Origin of the sequence: Massilia sp. IC2-477, from assembly GCF_020707265.1 — a bacterium.
Lineage (GTDB): Bacteria > Pseudomonadota > Gammaproteobacteria > Burkholderiales > Burkholderiaceae_D > Telluria.
In genome coordinates, this window is record NZ_JAJFEQ010000004.1 from 248971 (window position 1) to 269419 (window position 20449).

Genomic DNA, 20449 nt, shown 5'->3' on the forward strand with positions numbered 1-20449 from the left:
GAGTGGATCTAAAAACAAAAAACTGGCGTCTCACGCTTGCCGAAGGCGCGCCAGCAAGGCGCGCACATGCGGCTGGTCGACCTCGCCTTCGGGCTCGGTCCGGCCCAGCAGCAGGTCCATCAGCGGATTGTCCGCCAGGTCCAGCAAGCGGGTCAGCGCATCGACTTCCTCGTCGGTCAATTGTTCTTCATGCGCATCGAGGAAGCGCGTGAGGATCAAATCGTTCTCGAGCAGGCCACGGCGCGCGCGCCAGCGCAGGCGGGCACGGTTCGCGGGGTCGGATTGATGCGTTTTCACTAGAGTCCGTTGTTGGGTCAACATCATACTCCGCATGCCGGGATAAGGCAGTACGGTACTTTTACTGTATTTGCGGCATCTTTATTGCGGGATGCTGCGAGTTGCTGCTGTTCGCAGACCGCGTGGGCGGGAGGACCCGCCCACCCTACCGGTTCGTGGTTCCGTAGGGTGGGCGGCTTTGCCGCCCACGCGGTATGTGCAGAGAAATACCGGAACGACGTTTAAATCGCGCGACGAACCAGCAGTTCCTTGATCTTGCCGATCGCCTTGTTCGGATTCAGGCCCTTCGGGCACACGTCCGTGCAATTCATGATCGAGTGGCAGCGGAACAGGCGGTACGGGTCTTCCAGGTTGTCCAGGCGCTCGTTGGTGGCTTCGTCGCGCGAGTCGGCGATGAAGCGGTAGGCCTGCAGCAGGCCGGCCGGGCCGACGAACTTGTCCGGGTTCCACCAGAACGACGGGCACGAGGTCGAGCAGCAGGCGCACAGGATGCACTCGTACAGGCCGTCGAGCTCTTCGCGCTCTTCCGGGGTCTGCAGGCGCTCCTTCTCCGGCTTGATCGAGTCGTTGATCAGGTACGGCTTGATCGAGTGGTACTGCTTGAAGAAGTTGGTCATGTCGACGATCAGGTCGCGCACCACCGGCAGGCCCGGCAGAGGACGCAGCACGATCGGCTGGGTCAGCTCGTTCAGGTTGGTGGTACAGGCCAGGCCGTTCTTGCCGTTGATGTTCATCGCGTCCGAACCGCACACGCCTTCACGGCAGGAGCGGCGCAGGGCCAGCGAATCGTCGACGTCCGACTTGATGCGCTGCAGGACGTCGAGCAGCATCTTGTCGGTGTCTTGCAGCTCGACGGTGACGTCTTGCATGTAAGGCTTCGCATCCTTGTCAGGATCGTAGCGGTAGATCTTCAGTTGGACGGTGCGTGCCATGTTTTTACCTGTTTTCAGGGGCAGCGTATTCAAACGCCGCCCTACACAAAATTAGAAAGTACGGGCCTTCGGCTTGAAGGTATCGACGGTCAGCGGTTTCTGCACCACCGGCTTGTACTCGAGGCGGTTGCCTTCCGAGAAGAACAGGGTGTGCTTCATCCAGTTCTCGTCGTCGCGGTTCGGGTAGTCGCTGTGGGCGTGGGCGCCGCGCGATTCCGGACGGGCCGCGGCCGAGACGATGGTTGCCTTGGCGGTCTCGATCAGGTTGTCGAGTTCCAGCGCTTCCACGCGGGCGGTGTTGAACACCTTCGACTTGTCCTGGAAGGAGACGTGCTTGCGACGCTCGTCGAGCTTCATGATTTCCTTGACGCCGGTTTCCAGCAGTTCCTGGGTACGGAACACGCCGCAGTACTTCTGCATGGTGGCGCGGATGTCGTTGGCCACGTGCTGGACTTTTTCGCCGCCGGTCGAGGTCTCGAGGCGGTTCAGGCGATCCAGTGCGAAGTCGGCGGCGTCCTTCGGCAGCGGCTTGTTGACCTTCTGCTTCAGGTTCGATGCCACCACGTGGTTGCCGGCCGCGCGGCCGAACACGACCAGGTCGAGCAGCGAGTTGGTGCCGAGGCGGTTGGCGCCGTGGACCGAGACGCAGGCGCATTCGCCGATCGCGTACAGGCCGTTGACGATCTTCTGGCCGCCGGTGCCGTCAGGTGCGACCACCTGGCCGTGGATGTTGGTCGGGATGCCGCCCATCTGGTAGTGGATGGTCGGGACGACCGGGATCGGTTCCTTGGTCGCGTCGACGTTGGCGAACTTGTGGCCGATTTCCAGGATCGACGGCAGGCGCTTCTCGATGGTGTCCTTGCCGATGTGGCGCAGGTCCAGCAGCACGTGGTCCTTGTTCGGTCCGCAGCCGCGGCCTTCCTTGATCTCCTGGTCCATCGAACGCGAGACGAAGTCGCGCGGCGCCAGGTCTTTCAGGGTCGGCGCGTAGCGCTCCATGAAGCGTTCGCCGTTCGAGTTGATCAGGATACCGCCCTCGCCGCGCACACCCTCGGTAATGAGGACGCCCGCGCCGGACACACCGGTCGGGTGGAACTGCCAGAACTCCATGTCCTGCAGCGGCAGGCCGGCGCGTGCCGCCATGCCCATGCCGTCGCCGGTGTTGATGAAGGCGTTGGTCGATGCGGCGAAGATGCGGCCTGCGCCGCCGGTGGCGAAGATGGTGGTCTTCGCTTCCAGGATCATGACGTCGCCGGTTTCCATTTCCAGGGCCATCACGCCGACCACGTCGCCGTCGGCGTCGCGGATCAGGTCGAGGGCCATCCACTCGACGAAGAAGTGGGTGCGGGCGCGGACGTTACGCTGGTACAGGGTGTGCAGCAGTGCGTGGCCGGTACGGTCAGCGGCCGCGCAGGCGCGCTGGACCGGCTTCTCGCCGAAGTTCGCGGTGTGGCCGCCGAACGGACGCTGGTAGATGGTGCCGTCCGGGTTGCGGTCGAAAGGCATGCCGAAGTGTTCGAGCTCGTACACGACCTTCGGTGCTTCGCGGCACATGAATTCGATCGCGTCCTGGTCGCCGAGGTAGTCGCCGCCCTTGACGGTGTCGAACATGTGCCAGTACCAGTCGTCTTCGCTCATGTTGCCCAGCGAAGCGCCGATGCCGCCCTGGGCAGCAACGGTGTGGGAACGGGTCGGGAACACTTTCGACAGCACCGCCACGTTCAGGCCGGCTTCAGCCAGCTGCAGCGATGCGCGCATGCCGGAACCGCCGGCGCCAACGATGACCGCGTCGAAGCGACGCGAAGGGATTGCAGTTTTAATAGCTGCCACGATTACACACTCCAGAGAATTTGCACGGTCCAGGCGGCGCAGGCGAGCAGCCAGAAGATGGTCAACAGCATCAGGAACAGGCGCAGGCCTGCCGATTTGACGTAGTCCATCCAGATGTCACGGATGCCGACCCAGGCGTGGTAGAACAGGCCCAGGAAGGTCACCAGGGCGAACAGCTTGAACCACTGGCGCGCGAACAGGCCAGCCCAGCCTTCATAGGTGAAATTCTGGCCGGTGAGAAAAGAAACCAGCAGCACGACCGTGAACACGGCCATCACGATGGCGGTGACGCGCTGCGCCAGCCAGTCCTTGACGCCGTAGTGGGCGCCGACGACGAGGCGGCGCGGTCCGATATTATTCTTGTTTGCCATGATTAAAAGACTCCGAACAGTTTCAGGGCGACCAGTGCGGTCAGCACCAGGCTGATGATCAGCACCCAGCGTGCGGTCTTCTGGGCGGCATCCTTGTCCAGGGCCAGGTGGTTGTCCATGAACAGGTGACGCACGCCGGCGACGAAGTGGTGCAGGTAAGCCCAGGACAGGCCGACCAGGATGATCTTGGCAAACGGGTTGCCAACGACACCGCGGAAATGCTCGAACGAGATTTCCGACAGCAGGCTTTCCTGCAGCAGGTACAGCAGGAACGGCAGGAACAGGAACAGACCGGCGCCGCTGACGCGGTGCAGGATCGACACGATGGCCGATGGCGGCATGCGATATTTACTTGTAATATCCCCAATGCCAACGTTGCGGAACTCCGGCCGCCCTTTTTTTGCAGCTTCTCTCACGGCTTCGGACATGTAACACCTCCCTTATGACGACAGATTTTTAGTGAACCCTTCATTTTCGCCGATTTTGTAACGGGGCACCAAGCATCTGCATGCAGAAAACCGGAACATCCCTGCGGCGCACCGGTAACGTACGCCACTTACGCAAAACCAACATATTTTAATCGCTTCATGCGATCACTGCAGAGCGCCAGTCTGGCCCACCACAGTTGGGCGTCAGCAAGCCGGCGCCGTGTTTTCGTAGGGTGGGCGGGTTTCCCGCCCACGCGTTCAGGCAACGCATGCCCGTTTGAACGCGTGGGCGGCGAAGCCGCCCACCCTACGGGTATCTCTTATGACAACTCGTTCTGATAATGGTGGCGAGCTGTCGAATAAATGCCTCGGCGCAGCTCGACCGGCTTGTCGCCATAGGTAAACGACACCCGGTCCGCACACAGCAGCGGCGTGCCTTCCGCCACCTTCAGTTGCTCGCTCGCGGCCGCATCCGCCGCCACCGCGCGGATCTTCTCGGTCGCACGGATCATGCGCGTGCCGAATTCCGACTCGAACAGGCCGTACATCGGCCCCTTGTATTCCACCAGGCGCTCCGCCGTCAGCCCCTTGAAAATCTGACCCGGCAGCCACAGCTCTTCCAGGATGGTCGGCACCCCATCGAAGGACTGCACGCGCTTGATGTAGACCACGGCGTCGCCCGACTTCAGCTCGAGCAGGCGCGCGACCTCGGCCGTGGCGCGGATGCGCAACACGGCGATAATGCGGTTCTCGGGATGGTGGGGAACGCCCTCGTCGGGGTTCAGGCGCAGGAAGCGGAAATGGGCGCGCTCTTCCGCGTGGGTGGCAACGAAGGTGCCCTTGCCCTGGCGGCGCACCACCAGGTTCTCGGCCGCCAGCTCGTCGATGGCCTTGCGCACGGTGCCCTGGCTGACCTTGAAGCGGCCGGCCAGCTCGACCTCGCTCGGCATCAGCTCGCCCGGCTTCCATTCGCCCGACTGCAGGCTCTGGGTGATCAGGGCCTTGATCTGCTGGTACAACGGACGGAACGACGGCGACGCGTCGACCGCATCGCTGCTGTTGGGCGGAAGGGGGTTCATAGACCGTGATTTCACCACAAAAAGTGCACGTCCGTCCAGTGCGCGACCGTCAACACATGTGTCTTATATAAGACATATGATATGAATTGACAGATAGAACAGCGGAGGCATAAACTCGCGGTCGGTTTGGACATCCACGCCTGCCCTTCACGTATGCGCGCGATATCCAATTGACACGGTGTCGCTTTTGGTATCATTGCAGTTTCCCTAAAACCGGCACCCCGGCTCGACCGTTTTCATTCCCACTTTGGAGATTCATCATGGCTAAAACCCCAATGCGCGTCGCCGTCACCGGCGCGGCCGGCCAGATCGGCTATTCCCTGCTGTTCCGCATCGCCAACGGCGACATGCTGGGCAAGGACCAGCCGGTCATCCTGCAGCTGCTCGAGATCGACAACGAGAAGGCACAGAAGGCGCTCAAGGGCGTCATGATGGAAATCGACGACTGCGCATTCCCGCTGCTGGCCGGCATGACCGCCCACGCCGACCCGATGACCGCCTTCAAGGATGCCGACGTGGCCCTGCTGGTCGGCGCCCGTCCGCGCGGCCCGGGCATGGAGCGCAAGGACCTGCTGGAAGCCAACGCCCAGATCTTCACCGTGCAGGGCAAGGCGCTGGACGCCGTCGCTTCGCGCAACGTCAAGGTGCTGGTGGTCGGCAACCCGGCCAACACCAACGCCTACATCGCCATGAAGTCGGCTCCGAACCTGCCGGCCAAGAACTTCACCGCCATGCTGCGCCTGGACCACAACCGCGCCCTGTCGCAAGTCGCCGCCAAGCTGGGCAAACCAGTCGGCAGCATCGAAAAGATGGCCGTGTGGGGCAACCACTCGCCGACCATGTACGCCGACTACCGCTTCGCCACCATCGACGGCCAGTCGGTCAAGGAAGCGATCAACGACGACGTCTGGAACCGCGACACCTTCCTGCCGACCGTCGGCAAGCGCGGTGCCGCCATCATCGAAGCGCGCGGCGCCTCGTCGGCAGCATCGGCCGCCAACGCAGCGATCGACCACGTGCGTGACTGGGTGCTGGGCACCGGCGGCAAGTGGACCACCATGGGCATCCCGTCGGACGGTTCGTACGGCATCCCGGAAGGCACCATGTTCGGCTTCCCGGTGACCACCGAAAACGGCGAATACAAGATCGTCCAGGGCCTGGAAATCGATGCCTTCTCGCAGGAACGCATCAACCTGACCCTGAAAGAGCTGGAAGAAGAGAAAGCCGGCGTCGCTCACCTGCTGGCTTAAGTAGTACAACGGCGCGTCCGCATGTTGCGGGCGCGCCAACCGCGCCATGCCGTTTCAACGACGGCATGGCCGATCCGTTTCAAGACATACCATGCACCCTTCCGAGGTTTTATTCCAGGGCAAACGCCAGCCGCTCCTCCTCCCCGCCTGCGATCACTACGCCGGCTCGGAGAAGCTGATGCGCAAATCGATGGCCCTGCAACAAGAGCTTGGGCCCGTTTTCGACATCACCTTCGACTGCGAGGACGGCGCCGCCGCCGGCAGCGAGGTCGAACATGCGCTGCTGGTCACACAGCTGATCAATAGCGAAGACAACCGCTTCAACCGCATCGGCGTGCGCCTGCACGACACCGGCAGCCAGCACTTCGCGGGCGACGTCGCCGCCATCGTCGGCGCCACGGCAAAACGCCTGGCCTACGTGGTGCTGCCGAAGGTGGAAAGCACCGCCGAAGTCATTCGCGCGATCGACCTGATCAACCAGCATGCCTGCAAGGCCGGCCGGAATGACCTGCCCGTCCACGTCCTGATCGAAACCCACGGCGCCCTGCGCGACGCCTACGACATCGCCGCCCTGCCCCAGGTCGAGTGCCTGTCCTTTGGCATCATGGATTTCGTCTCCGCCCACTACGGCGCGGTGCCGGCCAGCGCGATGCGCACGCCGGGCCAGTTCACCCACCCGCTGGTGGTGCGCGCCAAGCTCGAGATGGTCGCGGCCTGCCACGCGCACGGCAAGGTGGCTTCGCACAACGTCACCACCGACATCAAGGACAGCGCGGTGGTCGCCAATGACGCCCAGCGCGCCGGGGCGGAATTCGGGTTCACCCGCATGTGGAGCATCCACCCGGACCAGATCAAGCCGATCCTGAAAGCCTTCACGCCGCGCCTGTCAGAAGTGAACGAAGCAACGAATATTCTGCAGGAAGCGATGAACGCGGGATGGGGCCCCATCGCCCAGCACGGCCGCTTGCACGACCGCGCGAGCTACCGATATTATTGGACCGTTTTGCAGCGCGCGAAGCTGGCCGGCCTTGCGCTGCCGGAAGCCGCCGCGGCAATCGTCAACCAAACGGATTCCCCATAATGGCCACCCTCCTCTCCCGACTCCTGGCTGCCGGCGCGTTTGCGCTTGCAGCCGTCGGCGTGTGCGCGCACGCCAGCGCGGCGCCCGAGAAAAATCACCCGAAAGCCGAAGACGTCCTGAAGGCGAAGTCGAAAGCCAAGCCGAAGGCCAAGGCAAAGAAGGCCGCCGCCGCGGGCGCAGCCGCAGCTGCAGCCGCCGTTGCCGCTCCCGCTTTCAGCGCCGAGGACGAAGCGGAACCGGACATTACCGACACGATCGTCACCGAGTACAGCTGCGAACTCGGCAACAAGATCACGATTTATACGAACGCGAAGGACGAGGGCCATATCGCCCTGCGCTGGAAGAAGCGCCTGCACCGCCTGAACCGCGTGGGCACCACGACGGGCGCGCTGCGCTTCGAGAACCCGTTCTGGGGGCTGATTTGGATCGGCATCCCGGCCAAGGGCATCCTGCTGGATTCGAAGCTGAACCGGCAGCTGGCCAACGAATGCAAGAACGCCGAACAGGCGGCGGCCGTGGCGAGCGCTGCGACCGCGCAAAAGAACGGATGATCCGCGGCTGACACCGTCGGATCGCCCTATGAAGTAAATGGCAGTACCGGAATAACAATTAATCCCCACTGAAGGAGAGATTATGTCTCGCAACACCCTGAACACACTGAAGGAATTCCCGGCTGGCGCCGGCCAGACCGGCCAGTACTACTCGCTGCCGGCCCTGGGCGAAGCCCTCGGTGTGAACCTGTCGCGCCTGCCGGTGTCGATCCGTATCGTCCTCGAATCCGTCCTGCGCAACTGCGACGGCAAGAAGGTCACCGAAGAGCACATCAAGCAGCTGGCCAACTGGGGCCCGACCGCCGAGCGCACCGAAGAGATCCCCTTCGTTGTCGCGCGCGTCGTGCTGCAGGACTTCACCGGCGTGCCGCTGCTGGCCGACCTGGCCGCGATGCGCAACGTCGCCTCGAAGATGGGCGCCGATCCGAAGAAGATCGAGCCGCTGGTGCCGGTCGACCTGGTGGTCGACCACTCGGTCACCATCGACCACTTCCGCGAGCCGGGCGCGCTGGACCTGAACATGAAGCTGGAATTCCAGCGCAATAACGAGCGCTACCAGTTCATGAAGTGGGGCATGCAGGCCTTCGACACCTTCGGCGTCGTGCCGCCGGGCTTCGGCATCGTCCACCAGGTCAACCTGGAATACCTGGCCCGCGGCGTGATGCGCCAGGGCGAGGTGTTCTACCCGGACACCCTGGTCGGTACCGACTCGCACACCACCATGATCAACGGCGTCGGCGTGGTCGGCTGGGGCGTGGGCGGCATCGAGGCGGAAGCCGGCATGCTGGGCCAGCCGGTCTACTTCCTGACCCCGGACGTCATCGGCGTCAACCTGACCGGCAAGCTGCGCGAAGGCTGCACCGCGACCGACCTGGTGCTGACCATCACCGAAATGCTGCGCCGTGAAAAAGTCGTCGGCAAGTTCGTCGAGTTCTTCGGCGCCGGCACCCGTTCGCTGTCGACCACCGACCGCGCCACCATCGCCAACATGGCCCCGGAATACGGCGCGACCATGGGCTTCTTCCCGGTGGACGAAGCGACCGTCGACTACTTCCGCGGCACCGGCCGTACCGAAGAAGAACTGGCAGCCTTCGAGAACTACTACAAGGCCCAGGGCATGTTCGGCATCCCGCAGGAAGGCGAGATCGAATACACCCGCGTGCTGCACCTCGACCTGTCGACCGTGACCCCGTCGCTGGCCGGCCCGAAGCGCCCGCAGGACCGTATCGAACTGGGCCACGTGAAGAACACCTTCACCGACCTGTTCAGCAAGCCGACCACCCAGAACGGCTTCAACAAGACCCCGGACGACCTGCACAAGGTCTACGAAACGACCAACGGCGTGCGCGTGAAGAACGGCGACGTCCTGATCGCCGCCATCACCTCGTGCACCAACACCTCGAACCCGAGCGTGCTGCTGGCCGCCGGCCTGCTGGCCAAGAAAGCCGTCGAGCGCGGCCTGACCGTGGCGCCGCACATCAAGTCCTCGCTGGCTCCCGGCTCGCGCGTGGTCACCGAGTACCTGACCGCCGCCGGCCTGCTGCCTTACCTGGACAAGCTGGGCTTCGGCGTGACCGCCTACGGCTGCACCACCTGCATCGGTAACGCCGGCGACCTGACCCCGGAACTGAACGCCGCGATCGTCGAGAACGACATCGTCGCCTCAGCCGTCCTGTCGGGCAACCGTAACTTCGAAGCGCGTATCCACCCGAACATCCGTTCGAACTTCCTGGCTTCGCCGCCGCTGGTCGTTGCCTACGCCATCGCCGGCAACATGACCAAGGACCTGATGAGCGAGCCGCTGGGCAAGGACCAGAACGGCGTCGACGTCTACCTGGGCGACATCTGGCCGTCGTCGCAGGAAGTGGGCGAACTGATGCGCTTCGCGATGAACTCGGAAGTCTTCCAGAAGAACTACGCCGACGTGAAGGGCAACCCGGGCGAACTGTGGCAGCGCGTGTCGTCGACCGAAGGTCAAGTCTACAACTGGCCTGAGTCGACCTACATCGCCGAGCCGCCGTTCTTCGCGGACTTCGAGATGACCCCGAAAACCGCCGCCACCGGCATCACCGGCGCACGCGCACTGGGCGTGTTCGGCGATTCGATCACCACCGACCACATCTCCCCGGCCGGTTCGATCAAGGAAGACGGTCCGGCAGGCAAGTGGCTCAAGGAGCACAATGTCCTGAAGGCGGACTTCAACTCCTACGGCTCACGCCGCGGCAACCACGAGATCATGATGCGCGGCACCTTCGCCAACGTGCGCATCAAGAACAAGATGATCCCGCCGAAGGCCGATGGTTCCGCAGTCGAAGGAGGCATCACCATCCACCAGCCGTCGGGCGAACAGCTGTCGATCTATGACGCGGCAATGAAGTACGTGGCGGAAGGCACCCCGACCATGATCTTCGGCGGCGAAGAGTACGGCACCGGCTCGTCGCGCGACTGGGCTGCCAAGGGCACCCAGCTGCTGGGCGTGAAGGCCGTGGTCGTGCGTTCGTACGAACGCATCCACCGCTCGAACCTGGTCGGCATGGGCGTGCTGCCGCTGCAGTTCATCGGCAACGACAGCGTCGAAAGCCTGGGCATCACCGGCAAGGAAACCTTCGACCTGAAGGGCCTGGAAGGCGAGATCAAGCCGCAACAACTGGCCACCCTGGTGATCCACCGCGAAGGCGGCGAATCGCAGGAAGTCCAAGTGCTGCTGCGTATCGACACCCCGATCGAAGTCGACTACTACAAGCATGGCGGCATCCTGCCGTTCGTGCTGCGCCAGCTGCTGGCTGCGTAATCAGGAAGCGCCCCGCAGGGGGTAAATCAAAAGGGCTGGAACCTTGACGGGTTCCAGCCCTTTTTTTTTGTCGATCGAAGCCTGGGCTTCTTACGGCTTTCCGACGCTGTACGAACAGACCCGCGCGCCGCGCTGGCCCACGGAGCGCGAAGCGCCTCCCGCCGCCGCCGCGCTTGCCGACGGTGCGTTCCAGCCTTGGGACTTCCATTGGGAAGCGCGCTCATCGATATCGACGCTGTTGACGGTGACATCCTCGAGTGCCCGGATCGCCTCGCCGGCGTCATCGCCATCGATATCGGCGGTCAAGAGGAAGCCGCCACGACGAATGCCCTCCTCGTAGAGATGGCGGTCCGAATCGGGCAGGAAGGCGTTCTTGATCGAGGCCCACAAGCCCGGCGACTCCTGTGACGAGTAGCCGCTTTCGCCGACGGAGGACTTGTCGTGGATCCTGACGTGGTCTGCATCGACATGGGCGTCGAGCAGTCGCTGGCGGCCGGCTTCGGCGTCGGCACGCGTGTCGAACAATGCAGTGAGAGTACGTGACATGGATGCTCCTTTGTAAGAGGTGTTCGGAAATCAGCGTGCCAGGACGACCAGCTCGGCGCGGCGGTTCTCGAACTGGCCGCTCGCAGTGGCGTTGGTATCGACCGGGTCGGTCTCGCCGCCTGAAGCGGTCTCGAGACGGCCGGCGTCGATTCCTTGCGCGACGAGCGCCGCTTTCACGCTGTCGGCGCGCTCCTTGCCGAGCGTGGCGTTGGCTGGGGCGGTGCCACGTGCATCGGCGTAACCGACGATCTGGATGCGCGCATTCGGGTATTGCTTCATCACGGCCGCCAGCGCGTTCAGCTCTTCACGATCGGCCTCCCGGATGTTGCTCTTGGCAGTATCGAAATTCAGCTTTTCAAACACGAAGGTGCGCGGCAGAGCTTCGGTACCGGCCAGATAGGTGCCGACGGTCGAGGCGCCGGGCAGGACCGCAGCGGCGCCGGCGGCAGGGGCGGTCACCGGTGCCGGTGCCGGTACGGCAGGCGTCGTGGCCGGCGCCGGTGCTACAGGCTCGGTCGTCGCGACCGGCGCCGTGAGGGCGGCCTCGTCGTTGTTCCTGCAGCTCCTGAGCCCGAACAGGAGCGCGAGCAGCCCCAGCGCCAGCAGCAGCCAGGGGAGCCACTTGGTTTTCTTCTCGGGGCCGATATGGACGTTCCTTGGTGGTGCACCGTCGTTCTGATGATCCGAATTTGCCATGAGCTTGTTCTCCTTATCTGTTTTGCTAGAGTTTGAATAAACTCGATCCATGTAACTGAACCAAGTCCGTAGCGCGTTTTTACCCCACCCGCGAAATGGCGGCCGTTCCTTTCATTTCGACAACTAGCTGATGCAAGAGTCTGCGCAAGCGGGTGCGCCAGAAACAAGAAGGCCGGAATCCGCGAGGATCCCGGCCTTCTTGTTTCTGGCCCCGTCAGAGTTGGATGCGCTAGCGCCCTATTCCGATGCCGATCCCGATGCCGGAACCGCGTCCTCCACTGCCTATGCCGCCGAAGATGGAGGTCGAGACGCCACTACGGCCGCTTCTCTGGGCCGACTGGAGCACGCAATCGCGCCAGGGATCCGAATTCATCGCATAGCCCAGCTGGCTGCACGCCGGCCCGAATTCGGCCATCAGGCGTTCCATCTCAGCCTGTTGCTGCATTGCCCGTTCCTGTGGCGTCGCACACCCGAGCAAACAAAGTGCGCTCGCTGCCGTCAACATCAACTTACGCATGGTATTTCTCCTTGAGCAATAGGATCGGCTTCAAGCCATGGTGACCCATGTAAGCAGTTTGCCTGTCCGAACACGCGGTCTGTAGAGGACAAGTGCTCATCGCCTCGTCAGACATGAAGCCGGCCACAAGTAGAGCTTGCCTTCCGGCACGGAAAAACCGTGTTTTTTCGGCTGTGATATGGTCGCCATCGACCACATGGGCCCGACATGGAAGGAGAACGCATGAACCGCTTCAAAGACAAAGTCGTACTGGTGACAGGTGCCGCGTCCGGCATCGGTCTGGCGGTCGCCCGCCGCTTCCTCGACGAGGGCGCCCGCGTCGTCATGCTCGATATAGACGAGGCATGCCTCAAGGAATCGGCCGCAAAGCTGCCCCAGGATCGTATCCTCGTGCAGGTCGGCGATACCGCCGCCAAGGAAACCGCAGCGGCAGCCGTCAAGGCGGCCGTCGACCGCTTCGGCGCGCTGCACATCCTGATCAACAATGCCGGCGTCGCAACCGAAGGCGACATCATGAAGACGAGCGAAGAAGACTTCGAACGCGTCATGGCAGTCAATGTCGGCGGCTACTACCACATGGCCAAGGCGGCCATGCCCGAACTCGTCAAGACGCGCGGTTCGATCGTCATGACCTCGTCCGTCTCGGGGCTTGGCGGCGACTGGGAACTGTTCGCCTACAACACCTCGAAGGGCGCCGTCAGCAACATGGTGCGCTCGATGTCGATGGACGCGGCAAAGCACGGGGTGCGGGTGAACGCGGTCAACCCGAGCTTTACCGTCAGCCGGATGACCGAGGACATGGTGAGCGATCCCGAGCTGGTGGAGAAGTTCAAGGAACGCATGCCGCTCGGCGCGCCCATGGATCCGGAAGGTGTCGCGGCGGTGATGGCATTCCTCGCAAGCGAAGACGCGCGGCTGCTCACCGGGGTCAACCTGCAGGTGGATAACGGCTTGTCGGCCTCGAACGGACAGCCGCCAATGTAGCGGCGGTTCAGTCCGGCAGTCAGGGACATGGCATGACAAATGCAGAAGCATTGCCATTGAGGGGCGCGGCATAATCAAGCTTTTTCAGTGATGACCATGCACATCCGCCCCTGCGCCGCCGGTGAAGAGCTGTCTTTGCTGGCCGTTTTCCAGTCTTCCGTCCGCGGTCTCGCCAGCCGCGACTATACGCCCGAACAGATCGATGCATGGGCCACGGCCGTCATGGATGAGGACAGCCGGATGCGATGGATCGCCCGCATCCAGTCGAATCGCCCCTGGGTCGCCGAAGTCGACAGGCGCCTGGCGGGATTCGCCGACCTCCAGCCCGACGGCTGTATCGACCAATTCTTCGTCGCCGCCGAGTTCAGTGGCCAGGGCGTCGGCACAGCCTTGATGCGTCACTTGCACGAGCTTGCACGTTCACAGGGCATCACGGAGCTGTTTTCCCATGTGAGCCTGACGGCGCAGCCCTTCTTCAGGCATGCCGGCTTTCGCGTGGAAAGCGAGCAGTATCCGGTAGTGCGCGGCATCGCACTGCGCAATGCCGTCATGCGCAAGTCCCTGAACAAGCCTTCCTGATGCCTGGCCCCTCAGTTTTCCTGAGCGACGGCTGGAATAATTGATTAGTTCACGCGAAACAAGCTTGCTACATTCACTAGCATTGCCCTGACATCGTTGACTGCTCGCCTTGCTGATGGATGCACCGGGGCTTCATTCAGGAAGTTTTCGAGGAATGCCCATGAAAGACAAAGTGAATATTCCAGCTACCCTTGCTCGCTTGACGGAGTTCTGGTCCCAGGGAACGGTCGCACAAGCCAACGGACAGTTGTTCAAGGTCGCCAAAGGCATCGGCTCGACACGCTGGCATCAACATGATGACCAGGACGAACTCTTCATCATTTATTCGGGCCAGCTGACGATCCAGCTGAGGGATCGCGACGTGGAGCTTGGCGCGGGAGACATCTTCGTCGTGCCTCGGGGCGTAGAACATTGTCCAAAAGCCGATATCGAGACACAGTTCTTGATCGTGGGCCTGAACATCACGTCGAACGCCGCCGGTGGGAAACCGGAGGCTTCCCGCATGGCTGAGGGTCAGACCTGAGGCTGCGCGGCCGGCGCGTGGCACTCGAAGTGCAGCCGGTCATACCACACGCCGCCCAGTTCGAAACTGCGGCGCGAATGGCCGAACTGATTGAAACCGTTGCGCTCCAGGACACGTTTCGACGCCAGGTTGTCGACGCGGCAGTCCGCCTCTATGCGCTGCAGGCGATGCTTGCCGAAGGCGAGCGCCAGCAGCTGGCGCACCGCCTCGCCGGCGAAGCCCTTGCCGCAATGCGCCTGCCCGATCCGGTAGCCCAGCACCGCGCTGTGAAAATGCGCGCGCTTGATGTTACTGAGGTTGATGCGCCCGACGATCCGGTCCGCATCGTCGATCACCAGGTACTGGTAGCCGATGTCCGCATACACGTCCGCCATGGCCTGCGCCACCGCCAGGCTCACACCCTCGCGCGCGTAGTAGGAAGCCGGACGTGCATTGATCGTCGCCTCGAAAAAGGCGCGGTTCTCCAGCTCGAAGGCAAGCAGCGCGTCGATGTGTTCGTGGCTTGGCGCGACGAGCTTCATCACATCTCCGCCCACATGCGCAGCAGGTTGTGATAATGCCCGGTGATGCCCACGGTTGCCTCGCTTTCGCCGTGCGCCGCGCGCAGCTTCTGGATGTTGGTATCCAGCTCGAACAGCAGCGCGCGTTTGCTATCGTCGCGCACCATGCTCTGGGTCCACAGGAAGGACGCCACCCGCTCGCCGCGCGTCACCGGCAGCACCTGGTGCACGCTCCCCGACGGGTACACGATCGCGTCCCCGGCCGGCAGCTTGACCTCATGGGTGCCGTAGGCATCGACCACCACCAGTTCGCCCCCGTCGTAGTCTTCCGGGTCGCACAGGAACACGGTGGTCGACACGTCCGCGCGCACCGGCGGCAGCCCGCCACGCTGGGGGCGCACCGCGCCGTCGACGTGCAGGCCGTAATGCTCTCCCCCGCCGTAGGCATTGAAGTAAGGCGCCAGGATGCGCAGCGGCAGCACGCTGGAGAAGAACAACGGGTTGTTCATGAGCGCAGCGCTCACGACCTGCCCCAGCTCGACGGCCAGGGGAGAGCCTTCCTTCAGCTGGCGGTTGCGCTTGACCTGGGCGCCCTGCGGGCCGACGCTCTCGCGGCCATCCACCCATTCGGGGGCGCCGTCCATGCGCGCGCGGATGTGGGCGACCTGCTCGGCCGTGAGCACGCCAGGGATGTGCAGCATCATGATACGAATCCTCCAAAATAAAAAAGCCCCCCTGATTGTAAGCAGGAGGGCGAATCCGGTTGCCCGGCGGGGGTGGTACCCAGGAGTCAGAACTTGAGATTGGCCATCAGCGATGCCGAGCGGCCTGCGCCCACGCCGGCGTAGTGCGGCGAGGAGACGCGGTCGAAGTAGAACTTGTTCGTCAGGTTCTGGATGTTCAGCTGGAACGACACGCTCGGGTTCAGCGTGTAGCTCGCCATCGCGTCGAAGCGGGTGTAGCTCGGCGAATACTTGTTGTTGTTGACGTTGGCGAACTGGCGATCCACGAAGTTGGCGCCGCCGCCGATCGTCAGCGACTTGTCGATCGCGTAGGTCGTCCACAGCGAAGCGCTGTGCTTCGGCGTGGTCGGGAAGGCGTTGCCGTTGAACGGCGACGCGGTCCAGCGCGGCGTCGAGGCGGTGCCGGTGTTCACGAAGCCGTTGTCGGCGATGATGCCGTGCAGGTAGGTGTAGCCGCCGAACACGGTCCAGGCGTTGGTGAGGCGGCCCGACAGGCCGAATTCCACGCCTTCAAGTTCCTTGCGGCCCACGTTCTGGGTGCTGCCGTCCGGCGCGGTGACGCGGGCGTTGTCCATGTCGCTCTTGAACACGGCGGCGCTGACCGACAGGCGGCCGCCCGGCAGGACTTCCCACTTGGTGCCCAGCTCGATGCTGCGGCTCTTCTGCGGCTGCAGGTTCTGGATCTGCACGGTCAGCGCGTCCAGGCCGTCGCCGCCGTCGTTGCCCGGCGGGGTGGCCGAGGTCGCCCACGACACGTAAATGCTGCCGTTCGCCTTCGGCTTGTACACCAGGCCGGCCTGGTAGGTGTCGAAGGTCGACTGCACGCGGGCATTGACCACGCCCGCGGTGGCGGTGGCCGGGGTGAACAGGGTGCTCGAGAAGTCGTCCCAGCGTGCGCCGATGTTCAGCAGCCACTGCGGGGTGAACTCGATGGTGTCGAAGCCGTACACGGCGCGGGTGCGGGTCTCGACCGTGGTCAGGGTCGGCGACTTGGTACGGGTGTAGACCCACGGGTCGTACGGGTTCGGGTTGACCAGCGTGGTGCAGTTGTACAGGGTGGCGGCGCCTGCGGTCGGGCAGTTCGAGGTGCCGGCCACCGGGTTGTTGGTGCCCGGCGTGAACACGAAGCTGCCGCGGTCGGTGTCCTCGCGCGAGAACTCGACGCCCACGTTGAAGCTGTGCTTGATGCCAGCGGTGGTCAATTGGCCGGTCAGGCTGGTCGCGTTGGCCAGGGTCTTGGTGTCGACCACGCGGGTGTTGGCGCGGCGCCAGACGGTGCCGTACAGGACGGTGTTGCCCTTCGAATCGTCCGGCTGGGTGTAGACGTAGTCCTGGCCGGTCTTGCCCCAGCGCGTCACATTGCGGATGGCCAGGTTCGGGCTGAACTCGTGGCGCAGGTCGACGGTGGCGACATCGGTCTGGGTGTCGCGGAAATCGCGGTTCTTCAGGCCATAGAAGGCCTCGCGGTCCACGGTGAATGGGGTGCCGCCGCCATTCCTCGCGGTGTTGGGGCCGCTGGCGATCGGGTTGTTGAACGGGATGCCGGTATCCGGGATCTCGCTGCTCTGCAGGTGGTAATAGCTCAGGATCGCACGGGTCGGGCCGTTCAGGCCAAAGGTGACGGTGGGCGCGATACCCCAGCGCTCGCCGCCGACCACGTCGCGGCCGGCGATGTCGTTGGCGTGGACCATGGCGTTCAGGCGGAAACCGGTGTTCTCGCCGACCACGCGGTTGAGGTCGGCAGTGACGCGGGCATACTTGTCGGTGCCCAGGCCGACGGTGGCGTTATTGAAATTGGTGTCGCGTGCGGTCTTGGTGACGATGTTGACGCCGCCGCCGGCCGAGGAGCGACCGCCCATCGCCGAGTTCGGGCCCTTGACGACTTCGACCTGCTCGATCGCGAAGATCTCGCGCGACTGCGAGCCGGAATCGCGCACGCCATCAATATAGGTGTCGGTCTGGGCGTTGTAGCCGCGGATGAACAGGTTGTCGCCCACCGGATTGCCGCCTTCCGAGGCGCCGATGGTGATGCCCGGGACGGTGCGCAGCGCGTCGGTCAGCGACACGGCGCCGGTCTGCGAGATGGTTTCCGAGGTCACCACGGTGACCGATTTCGGGGTGTCGAGCAGCGGCGCGGTGAACTTGTCGGAACTGGCGCGCACTGGGCCCTGCACGGCGCGGTCATTGCCGGCGGTCACGTGCACTTGCGGGAGCTTGGCGTCCGCCGGCAGTTCCGGCGCTTCGTCGATGCCGGTGGCGTGGGCCAGCGGCATGGCCAGCGTGGCCAGCACGGCCAGCACAGGGGCGGAAGGACGGGAGTGTTTCTTGCTCTTGATGAAAGTGTTGTTGGCCTGCGAGCTAATCTTGGTCATTTTCTTCTTAGTTAGAGAAACCCGGCAATCTCGCCCGGCCCCGGAATTTTAATGAGAACGATTCGCATTATGGTTTCTATTCAGGTTTTTGGCAAGCGCAACGTCCTTTGTGCCTGACGGCGGCGTGTTCGTGGCATGTGGCCGAATCAACTACAATACCGGGGATATGGGTTTATCATGACCTGACCATTTATTGAAAAGAGAGACCCCTAGCGCCATGCGTCGTCCTTCCAAAGATTCAACCCCTAAACTCTCCGCCGAAAGCCAGCGTCTCGTCAGCATCGCGCAAGCCATCATGCAGGCCGCCAGCCGCGTCGAGGAACGGACCTGGGAGCACCAACTGGACACGCAACTGCAGAAGCTGCTCAAGACCAACCACCAGGACAGCATCGACGCCGCCCTCAACGCCCTGTTCAAGGACGATCTGGCCTCGTACGACGTGCTGATGGATGCGGTCGAGGCCGTGAGCGAGTCGGCCACCATGGTCGAGCAGCAGGACGGGAGTGACGTCACCTGGCAGGCCCTGCTGGTGGCGGCGCCGGTGCTCGCCTGGACCCGCTTCAACATCGCCTCGGGCAATATCCCGCCGGAGATGCTGAGCACGCTGCAGGCGCACTTCTCGGCCCACTTGCTGGCCGAAGGCACGCGCATCGCCATGGCGCCGACGCTGTACTCGATCGACCAGCTGCCGCGCACCCATGCCGAGACCTATGCCCTGACCCACAAGCTGGCCGCGGCCGCGCACAAGGGCGGCACGGTCAAGCCGGCCGCGCGCGTGGACGAAACCGCACCCTTCCTGGCCGATACCCGCTACCTGCTGGTGGCGATCGTCGCGCCCCAGGGCGCCCCGATGTTCCGCTGGCAGGAACCGCAGCACCACATCGGCTTCGCCGAAGAGCGCAACCGCGCGCTCGAGCAGTGGCGCGCCCAGGGCACGGCCAACATCGCGCGCCTGCTGCCAGGCTGCGGCGTCGAGCTGCTGCTGCCGGAAGCGTATTACGTGGCCTGCCGCGAAGCCGACAAGCTGATCCGCCCGATCTCGATCCGCGCCGCCGTCCACTACCTGACCCACACCCTGGGCGTGGAAGCCTCCGACCTGCGCGCCGTCATCGCCGGCTTCGGCGAAGAGTCGGCCGACATCCAGATCGACGAATACCGGGTCTCGTTCACGATGCGCCAGGACAGCGACGTCATGTACGGCATCGTGTGGCCGCTGTACGGTCAGGAAGACGAGAACGGCACGCCGATGGAAGGCCCGTTCGCCGCCGGCCCCGCCCCGCTGACGCCCCTCAACGAGATCGTCGCCCACCTGAACGAAGCAGGCATTGCGCACATCAAGCGCATCAACGAGCGTTATGTCGCCGAGTACTGTGACGATTGCGGGTCGCCGCTGTTTGCGGATCCGTCGGGCGAGCTGGTGCATGCTGAGATGCCGGAAGATACGCCGGCCGGGAGCGAGCACTTCCACTGAGCTGACCGTTTTTCGTAGGGTGGGCGGATCCTCCGCCCACGCGGTGATAGTTATGGGATGATCAGCCGCGCTGGCAGTAGCACCGTAATTTGACCGCGTGGGCGGGAGAACCCGCCCACGCTACAGTTGCCATGCTAGAGTTGATGTTCGTCAACCGTCGCATGGAGAACCCGAGATGCTCCGTCTCACCGCCGCTACCCTCGCCTTCTGCACCGCCTCCCTCGCCTTCGCCGCTCCGGCGCCGGCCAAGTCTCCCCAGCAAGCCCACAGCACCAGCATCAAGGGCAAGATCAACTACCTGACCTTCCTGCCCAAGTCCTACAGCGCCAAGGGCGACAAGGTTCCGCTGATCGTCTTCCTGCACGGTTCGGGCGAGCGCGGCGCCGACCTGAACAAGGTCAAGGCCTGGGGCCCGCCGGCGATCGTCGAGAAGGATCCGGACTTTCCCTTCATGGTGGTCTCGCCCCAGGTGCCGGACGGCCAGTGGTGGGATACCTACCTGCTGAAATCGATGCTGGACGATGTGCTGAAGCGCTACAACGTCGACCCGAAACGGGTCTACCTCACCGGCATCAGCATGGGCGGCTACGGCGCCTGGGATTTCGCCTCACGCTATCCGGAGTACTTCGCGGCGGTGGCGCCGATCTGCGGTGGCGGCATCCCGCGCCTGACGCGCAGCATGAAAGACATTCCGGTGTGGGTCTTCCACGGCCTGAAGGATGACGCGGTGCCGGAGCAGGAATCGGCACGCATGGTGGAAGCGCTCAAGGCGCAGGGTGGCAACGTGAAGTACACGGTGTTGCCGGAGGCAGGCCACATCGACGCATGGGTGCATGCCTACGGCGAGGCCGGGCTGTTCGACTGGTTCGCGCAGCAGCGCAAGCAGTAGGGTGGTCGGCGAAGCCGAC

21 protein-coding genes are annotated in these 20449 nt (G+C 63.7%); 9 read left to right on the forward strand and 12 right to left on the reverse strand.

Annotated features, from left to right (window positions below; all coding sequences use genetic code 11):
* Window positions 1-30: 30 nt before the first annotated feature.
* The 6 genes from LK542_RS09955 to LK542_RS09980 form a co-directional block, all read right to left on the reverse strand.
* The gene (locus LK542_RS09955) at window positions 31-297 is read right to left on the reverse strand and encodes a succinate dehydrogenase assembly factor 2 (RefSeq protein ID WP_373889504.1); all 267 of its coding nucleotides are present in this window, start codon (window positions 295-297) and stop codon (window positions 31-33) included.
* Between the two features lie 221 nt (window positions 298-518).
* Window positions 519-1229: a succinate dehydrogenase iron-sulfur subunit gene (locus LK542_RS09960; protein ID WP_227799061.1), complete on the reverse strand. Its 711-nt coding sequence runs from the start codon at window positions 1227-1229 to the stop codon at window positions 519-521.
* Between the two features lie 51 nt (window positions 1230-1280).
* The gene (gene sdhA / locus LK542_RS09965) at window positions 1281-3059 is read right to left on the reverse strand and encodes a succinate dehydrogenase flavoprotein subunit (RefSeq protein WP_227799062.1); all 1779 of its coding nucleotides are present in this window, start codon (window positions 3057-3059) and stop codon (window positions 1281-1283) included.
* A gap of 2 nt (window positions 3060-3061) precedes the next feature.
* Entirely contained in the window at window positions 3062-3430 is a 369-nt protein-coding gene (gene sdhD, locus LK542_RS09970) for a succinate dehydrogenase, hydrophobic membrane anchor protein (protein WP_227799063.1), read from the reverse strand.
* Window positions 3431-3432: 2 nt separating this feature from the next.
* Complete coding sequence (gene sdhC, locus LK542_RS09975; RefSeq protein ID WP_159705435.1) at window positions 3433-3846, reverse strand: succinate dehydrogenase, cytochrome b556 subunit; 414 nt, start codon at window positions 3844-3846, stop codon at window positions 3433-3435.
* Window positions 3847-4178: 332 nt separating this feature from the next.
* Window positions 4179-4937 (reverse strand): GntR family transcriptional regulator, encoded by a 759-nt coding sequence (locus LK542_RS09980; RefSeq protein WP_227811790.1) that lies wholly within the window; start codon window positions 4935-4937, stop codon window positions 4179-4181.
* Between the two features lie 260 nt (window positions 4938-5197).
* Here LK542_RS09980 and LK542_RS09985 point away from each other — a divergent pair, with 260 nt between their 5' ends.
* The 4 genes from LK542_RS09985 to acnA all read left to right on the forward strand — a co-directional run bounded on the left by LK542_RS09985 (window position 5198) and on the right by acnA (window position 10610).
* Entirely contained in the window at window positions 5198-6187 is a 990-nt protein-coding gene (locus LK542_RS09985) for a malate dehydrogenase (RefSeq protein ID WP_227811791.1), read from the forward strand.
* 91 nt (window positions 6188-6278) lie between these two features.
* On the forward strand, window positions 6279-7268 hold the full coding sequence (locus LK542_RS09990; protein ID WP_227799066.1) for a CoA ester lyase: 990 nt from the start codon (window positions 6279-6281) through the stop codon (window positions 7266-7268).
* Window positions 7268-7819 carry a hypothetical protein gene (locus tag LK542_RS09995; protein WP_227811792.1) on the forward strand — a complete coding sequence of 184 codons (552 nt, stop codon included), beginning with the start codon at window positions 7268-7270 and terminating at the stop codon, window positions 7817-7819. Before LK542_RS09990 ends, LK542_RS09995 begins: the two co-directional genes overlap by 1 nt.
* An 82-nt stretch (window positions 7820-7901) precedes the next feature.
* Window positions 7902-10610, forward strand: coding sequence for an aconitate hydratase AcnA (acnA, locus tag LK542_RS10000; RefSeq protein ID WP_227799068.1), 2709 nt, complete (start codon window positions 7902-7904; stop codon window positions 10608-10610).
* Window positions 10611-10700: 90 nt separating this feature from the next.
* Here acnA and LK542_RS10005 read toward each other — a convergent pair whose 3' ends face one another.
* The 3 genes from LK542_RS10005 to LK542_RS10015 all read right to left on the reverse strand — a co-directional run bounded on the left by LK542_RS10005 (window position 10701) and on the right by LK542_RS10015 (window position 12297).
* On the reverse strand, window positions 10701-11156 hold the full coding sequence (locus tag LK542_RS10005; RefSeq protein ID WP_227799069.1) for a hypothetical protein: 456 nt from the start codon (window positions 11154-11156) through the stop codon (window positions 10701-10703).
* Window positions 11157-11186: 30 nt separating this feature from the next.
* Entirely contained in the window at window positions 11187-11852 is a 666-nt protein-coding gene (locus tag LK542_RS10010; RefSeq protein ID WP_227811793.1) for an OmpA family protein, read from the reverse strand.
* A 229-nt stretch (window positions 11853-12081) separates the two neighbouring features.
* Window positions 12082-12297 (reverse strand): hypothetical protein, encoded by a 216-nt coding sequence (locus LK542_RS10015; RefSeq protein WP_227811794.1) that lies wholly within the window; start codon window positions 12295-12297, stop codon window positions 12082-12084.
* A gap of 294 nt (window positions 12298-12591) precedes the next feature.
* Between LK542_RS10015 and LK542_RS10020 the strand changes: the two genes are divergently transcribed.
* From LK542_RS10020 to LK542_RS10030, 3 genes are all read left to right on the forward strand, one after another.
* Entirely contained in the window at window positions 12592-13353 is a 762-nt protein-coding gene (locus LK542_RS10020; protein WP_227811795.1) for an SDR family NAD(P)-dependent oxidoreductase, read from the forward strand.
* A gap of 90 nt (window positions 13354-13443) precedes the next feature.
* Window positions 13444-13932: a GNAT family N-acetyltransferase gene (locus LK542_RS10025; protein ID WP_227811796.1), complete on the forward strand. Its 489-nt coding sequence runs from the start codon at window positions 13444-13446 to the stop codon at window positions 13930-13932.
* Between the two features lie 160 nt (window positions 13933-14092).
* The gene (locus LK542_RS10030; RefSeq protein ID WP_227811797.1) at window positions 14093-14455 is read left to right on the forward strand and encodes a cupin domain-containing protein; all 363 of its coding nucleotides are present in this window, start codon (window positions 14093-14095) and stop codon (window positions 14453-14455) included.
* On the opposite strand, the gene LK542_RS10035 is transcribed toward LK542_RS10030, so the two are convergent.
* The 3 genes from LK542_RS10035 to LK542_RS10045 form a co-directional block, all read right to left on the reverse strand.
* Window positions 14446-14976: a GNAT family N-acetyltransferase gene (locus tag LK542_RS10035; protein WP_227811798.1), complete on the reverse strand. Its 531-nt coding sequence runs from the start codon at window positions 14974-14976 to the stop codon at window positions 14446-14448. The genes LK542_RS10030 and LK542_RS10035 overlap by 10 nt on opposite strands.
* Window positions 14976-15659, reverse strand: a complete 684-nt coding sequence (locus tag LK542_RS10040; protein WP_227811799.1) for a Fe2+-dependent dioxygenase — start codon at window positions 15657-15659, stop codon at window positions 14976-14978. The genes LK542_RS10035 and LK542_RS10040 overlap by 1 nt, the downstream gene beginning before the upstream one ends.
* An 86-nt stretch (window positions 15660-15745) precedes the next feature.
* On the reverse strand, window positions 15746-18070 hold the full coding sequence (locus LK542_RS10045) for a TonB-dependent siderophore receptor (RefSeq protein ID WP_227811800.1): 2325 nt from the start codon (window positions 18068-18070) through the stop codon (window positions 15746-15748).
* 217 nt (window positions 18071-18287) lie between these two features.
* On the opposite strand from LK542_RS10045, the gene LK542_RS10050 reads away from it, so the two are divergent.
* Both LK542_RS10050 and LK542_RS10055 read left to right on the forward strand, forming a co-directional pair.
* Window positions 18288-19541 (forward strand): DUF2863 family protein, encoded by a 1254-nt coding sequence (locus LK542_RS10050; RefSeq protein ID WP_227811801.1) that lies wholly within the window; start codon window positions 18288-18290, stop codon window positions 19539-19541.
* 175 nt (window positions 19542-19716) lie between these two features.
* Window positions 19717-20430: a prolyl oligopeptidase family serine peptidase gene (locus tag LK542_RS10055; RefSeq protein ID WP_227811802.1), complete on the forward strand. Its 714-nt coding sequence runs from the start codon at window positions 19717-19719 to the stop codon at window positions 20428-20430.
* Window positions 20431-20449: the final 19 nt, after the last annotated feature.

Coding starts and splice junctions, on each gene's coding strand:
- LK542_RS10045 (WP_227811800.1), bottom strand. CDS start 18,070: ATGACCAAGATTAGCTCGCAGGCCAACAACACTTTCATCAAGAGCAAG.
- LK542_RS09960 (WP_227799061.1), bottom strand. CDS start 1,229: ATGGCACGCACCGTCCAACTGAAGATCTACCGCTACGATCCTGACAAG.
- LK542_RS10040 (WP_227811799.1), bottom strand. CDS start 15,659: ATGATGCTGCACATCCCTGGCGTGCTCACGGCCGAGCAGGTCGCCCAC.
- sdhD (WP_227799063.1), bottom strand. CDS start 3,430: ATGGCAAACAAGAATAATATCGGACCGCGCCGCCTCGTCGTCGGCGCC.
- LK542_RS10055 (WP_227811802.1), top strand. CDS start 19,717: ATGCTCCGTCTCACCGCCGCTACCCTCGCCTTCTGCACCGCCTCCCTC.
- LK542_RS09995 (WP_227811792.1), top strand. CDS start 7,268: ATGGCCACCCTCCTCTCCCGACTCCTGGCTGCCGGCGCGTTTGCGCTT.
- acnA (WP_227799068.1), top strand. CDS start 7,902: ATGTCTCGCAACACCCTGAACACACTGAAGGAATTCCCGGCTGGCGCC.
- LK542_RS09980 (WP_227811790.1), bottom strand. CDS start 4,937: ATGAACCCCCTTCCGCCCAACAGCAGCGATGCGGTCGACGCGTCGCCG.
- LK542_RS10030 (WP_227811797.1), top strand. CDS start 14,093: ATGAAAGACAAAGTGAATATTCCAGCTACCCTTGCTCGCTTGACGGAG.
- LK542_RS10010 (WP_227811793.1), bottom strand. CDS start 11,852: ATGGCAAATTCGGATCATCAGAACGACGGTGCACCACCAAGGAACGTC.
- LK542_RS09985 (WP_227811791.1), top strand. CDS start 5,198: ATGGCTAAAACCCCAATGCGCGTCGCCGTCACCGGCGCGGCCGGCCAG.
- LK542_RS09990 (WP_227799066.1), top strand. CDS start 6,279: ATGCACCCTTCCGAGGTTTTATTCCAGGGCAAACGCCAGCCGCTCCTC.
- LK542_RS10005 (WP_227799069.1), bottom strand. CDS start 11,156: ATGTCACGTACTCTCACTGCATTGTTCGACACGCGTGCCGACGCCGAA.
- LK542_RS10050 (WP_227811801.1), top strand. CDS start 18,288: ATGCGTCGTCCTTCCAAAGATTCAACCCCTAAACTCTCCGCCGAAAGC.
- LK542_RS10020 (WP_227811795.1), top strand. CDS start 12,592: ATGAACCGCTTCAAAGACAAAGTCGTACTGGTGACAGGTGCCGCGTCC.
- LK542_RS10035 (WP_227811798.1), bottom strand. CDS start 14,976: ATGAAGCTCGTCGCGCCAAGCCACGAACACATCGACGCGCTGCTTGCC.
- LK542_RS10025 (WP_227811796.1), top strand. CDS start 13,444: ATGACCATGCACATCCGCCCCTGCGCCGCCGGTGAAGAGCTGTCTTTG.
- LK542_RS10015 (WP_227811794.1), bottom strand. CDS start 12,297: ATGCAGCAACAGGCTGAGATGGAACGCCTGATGGCCGAATTCGGGCCG.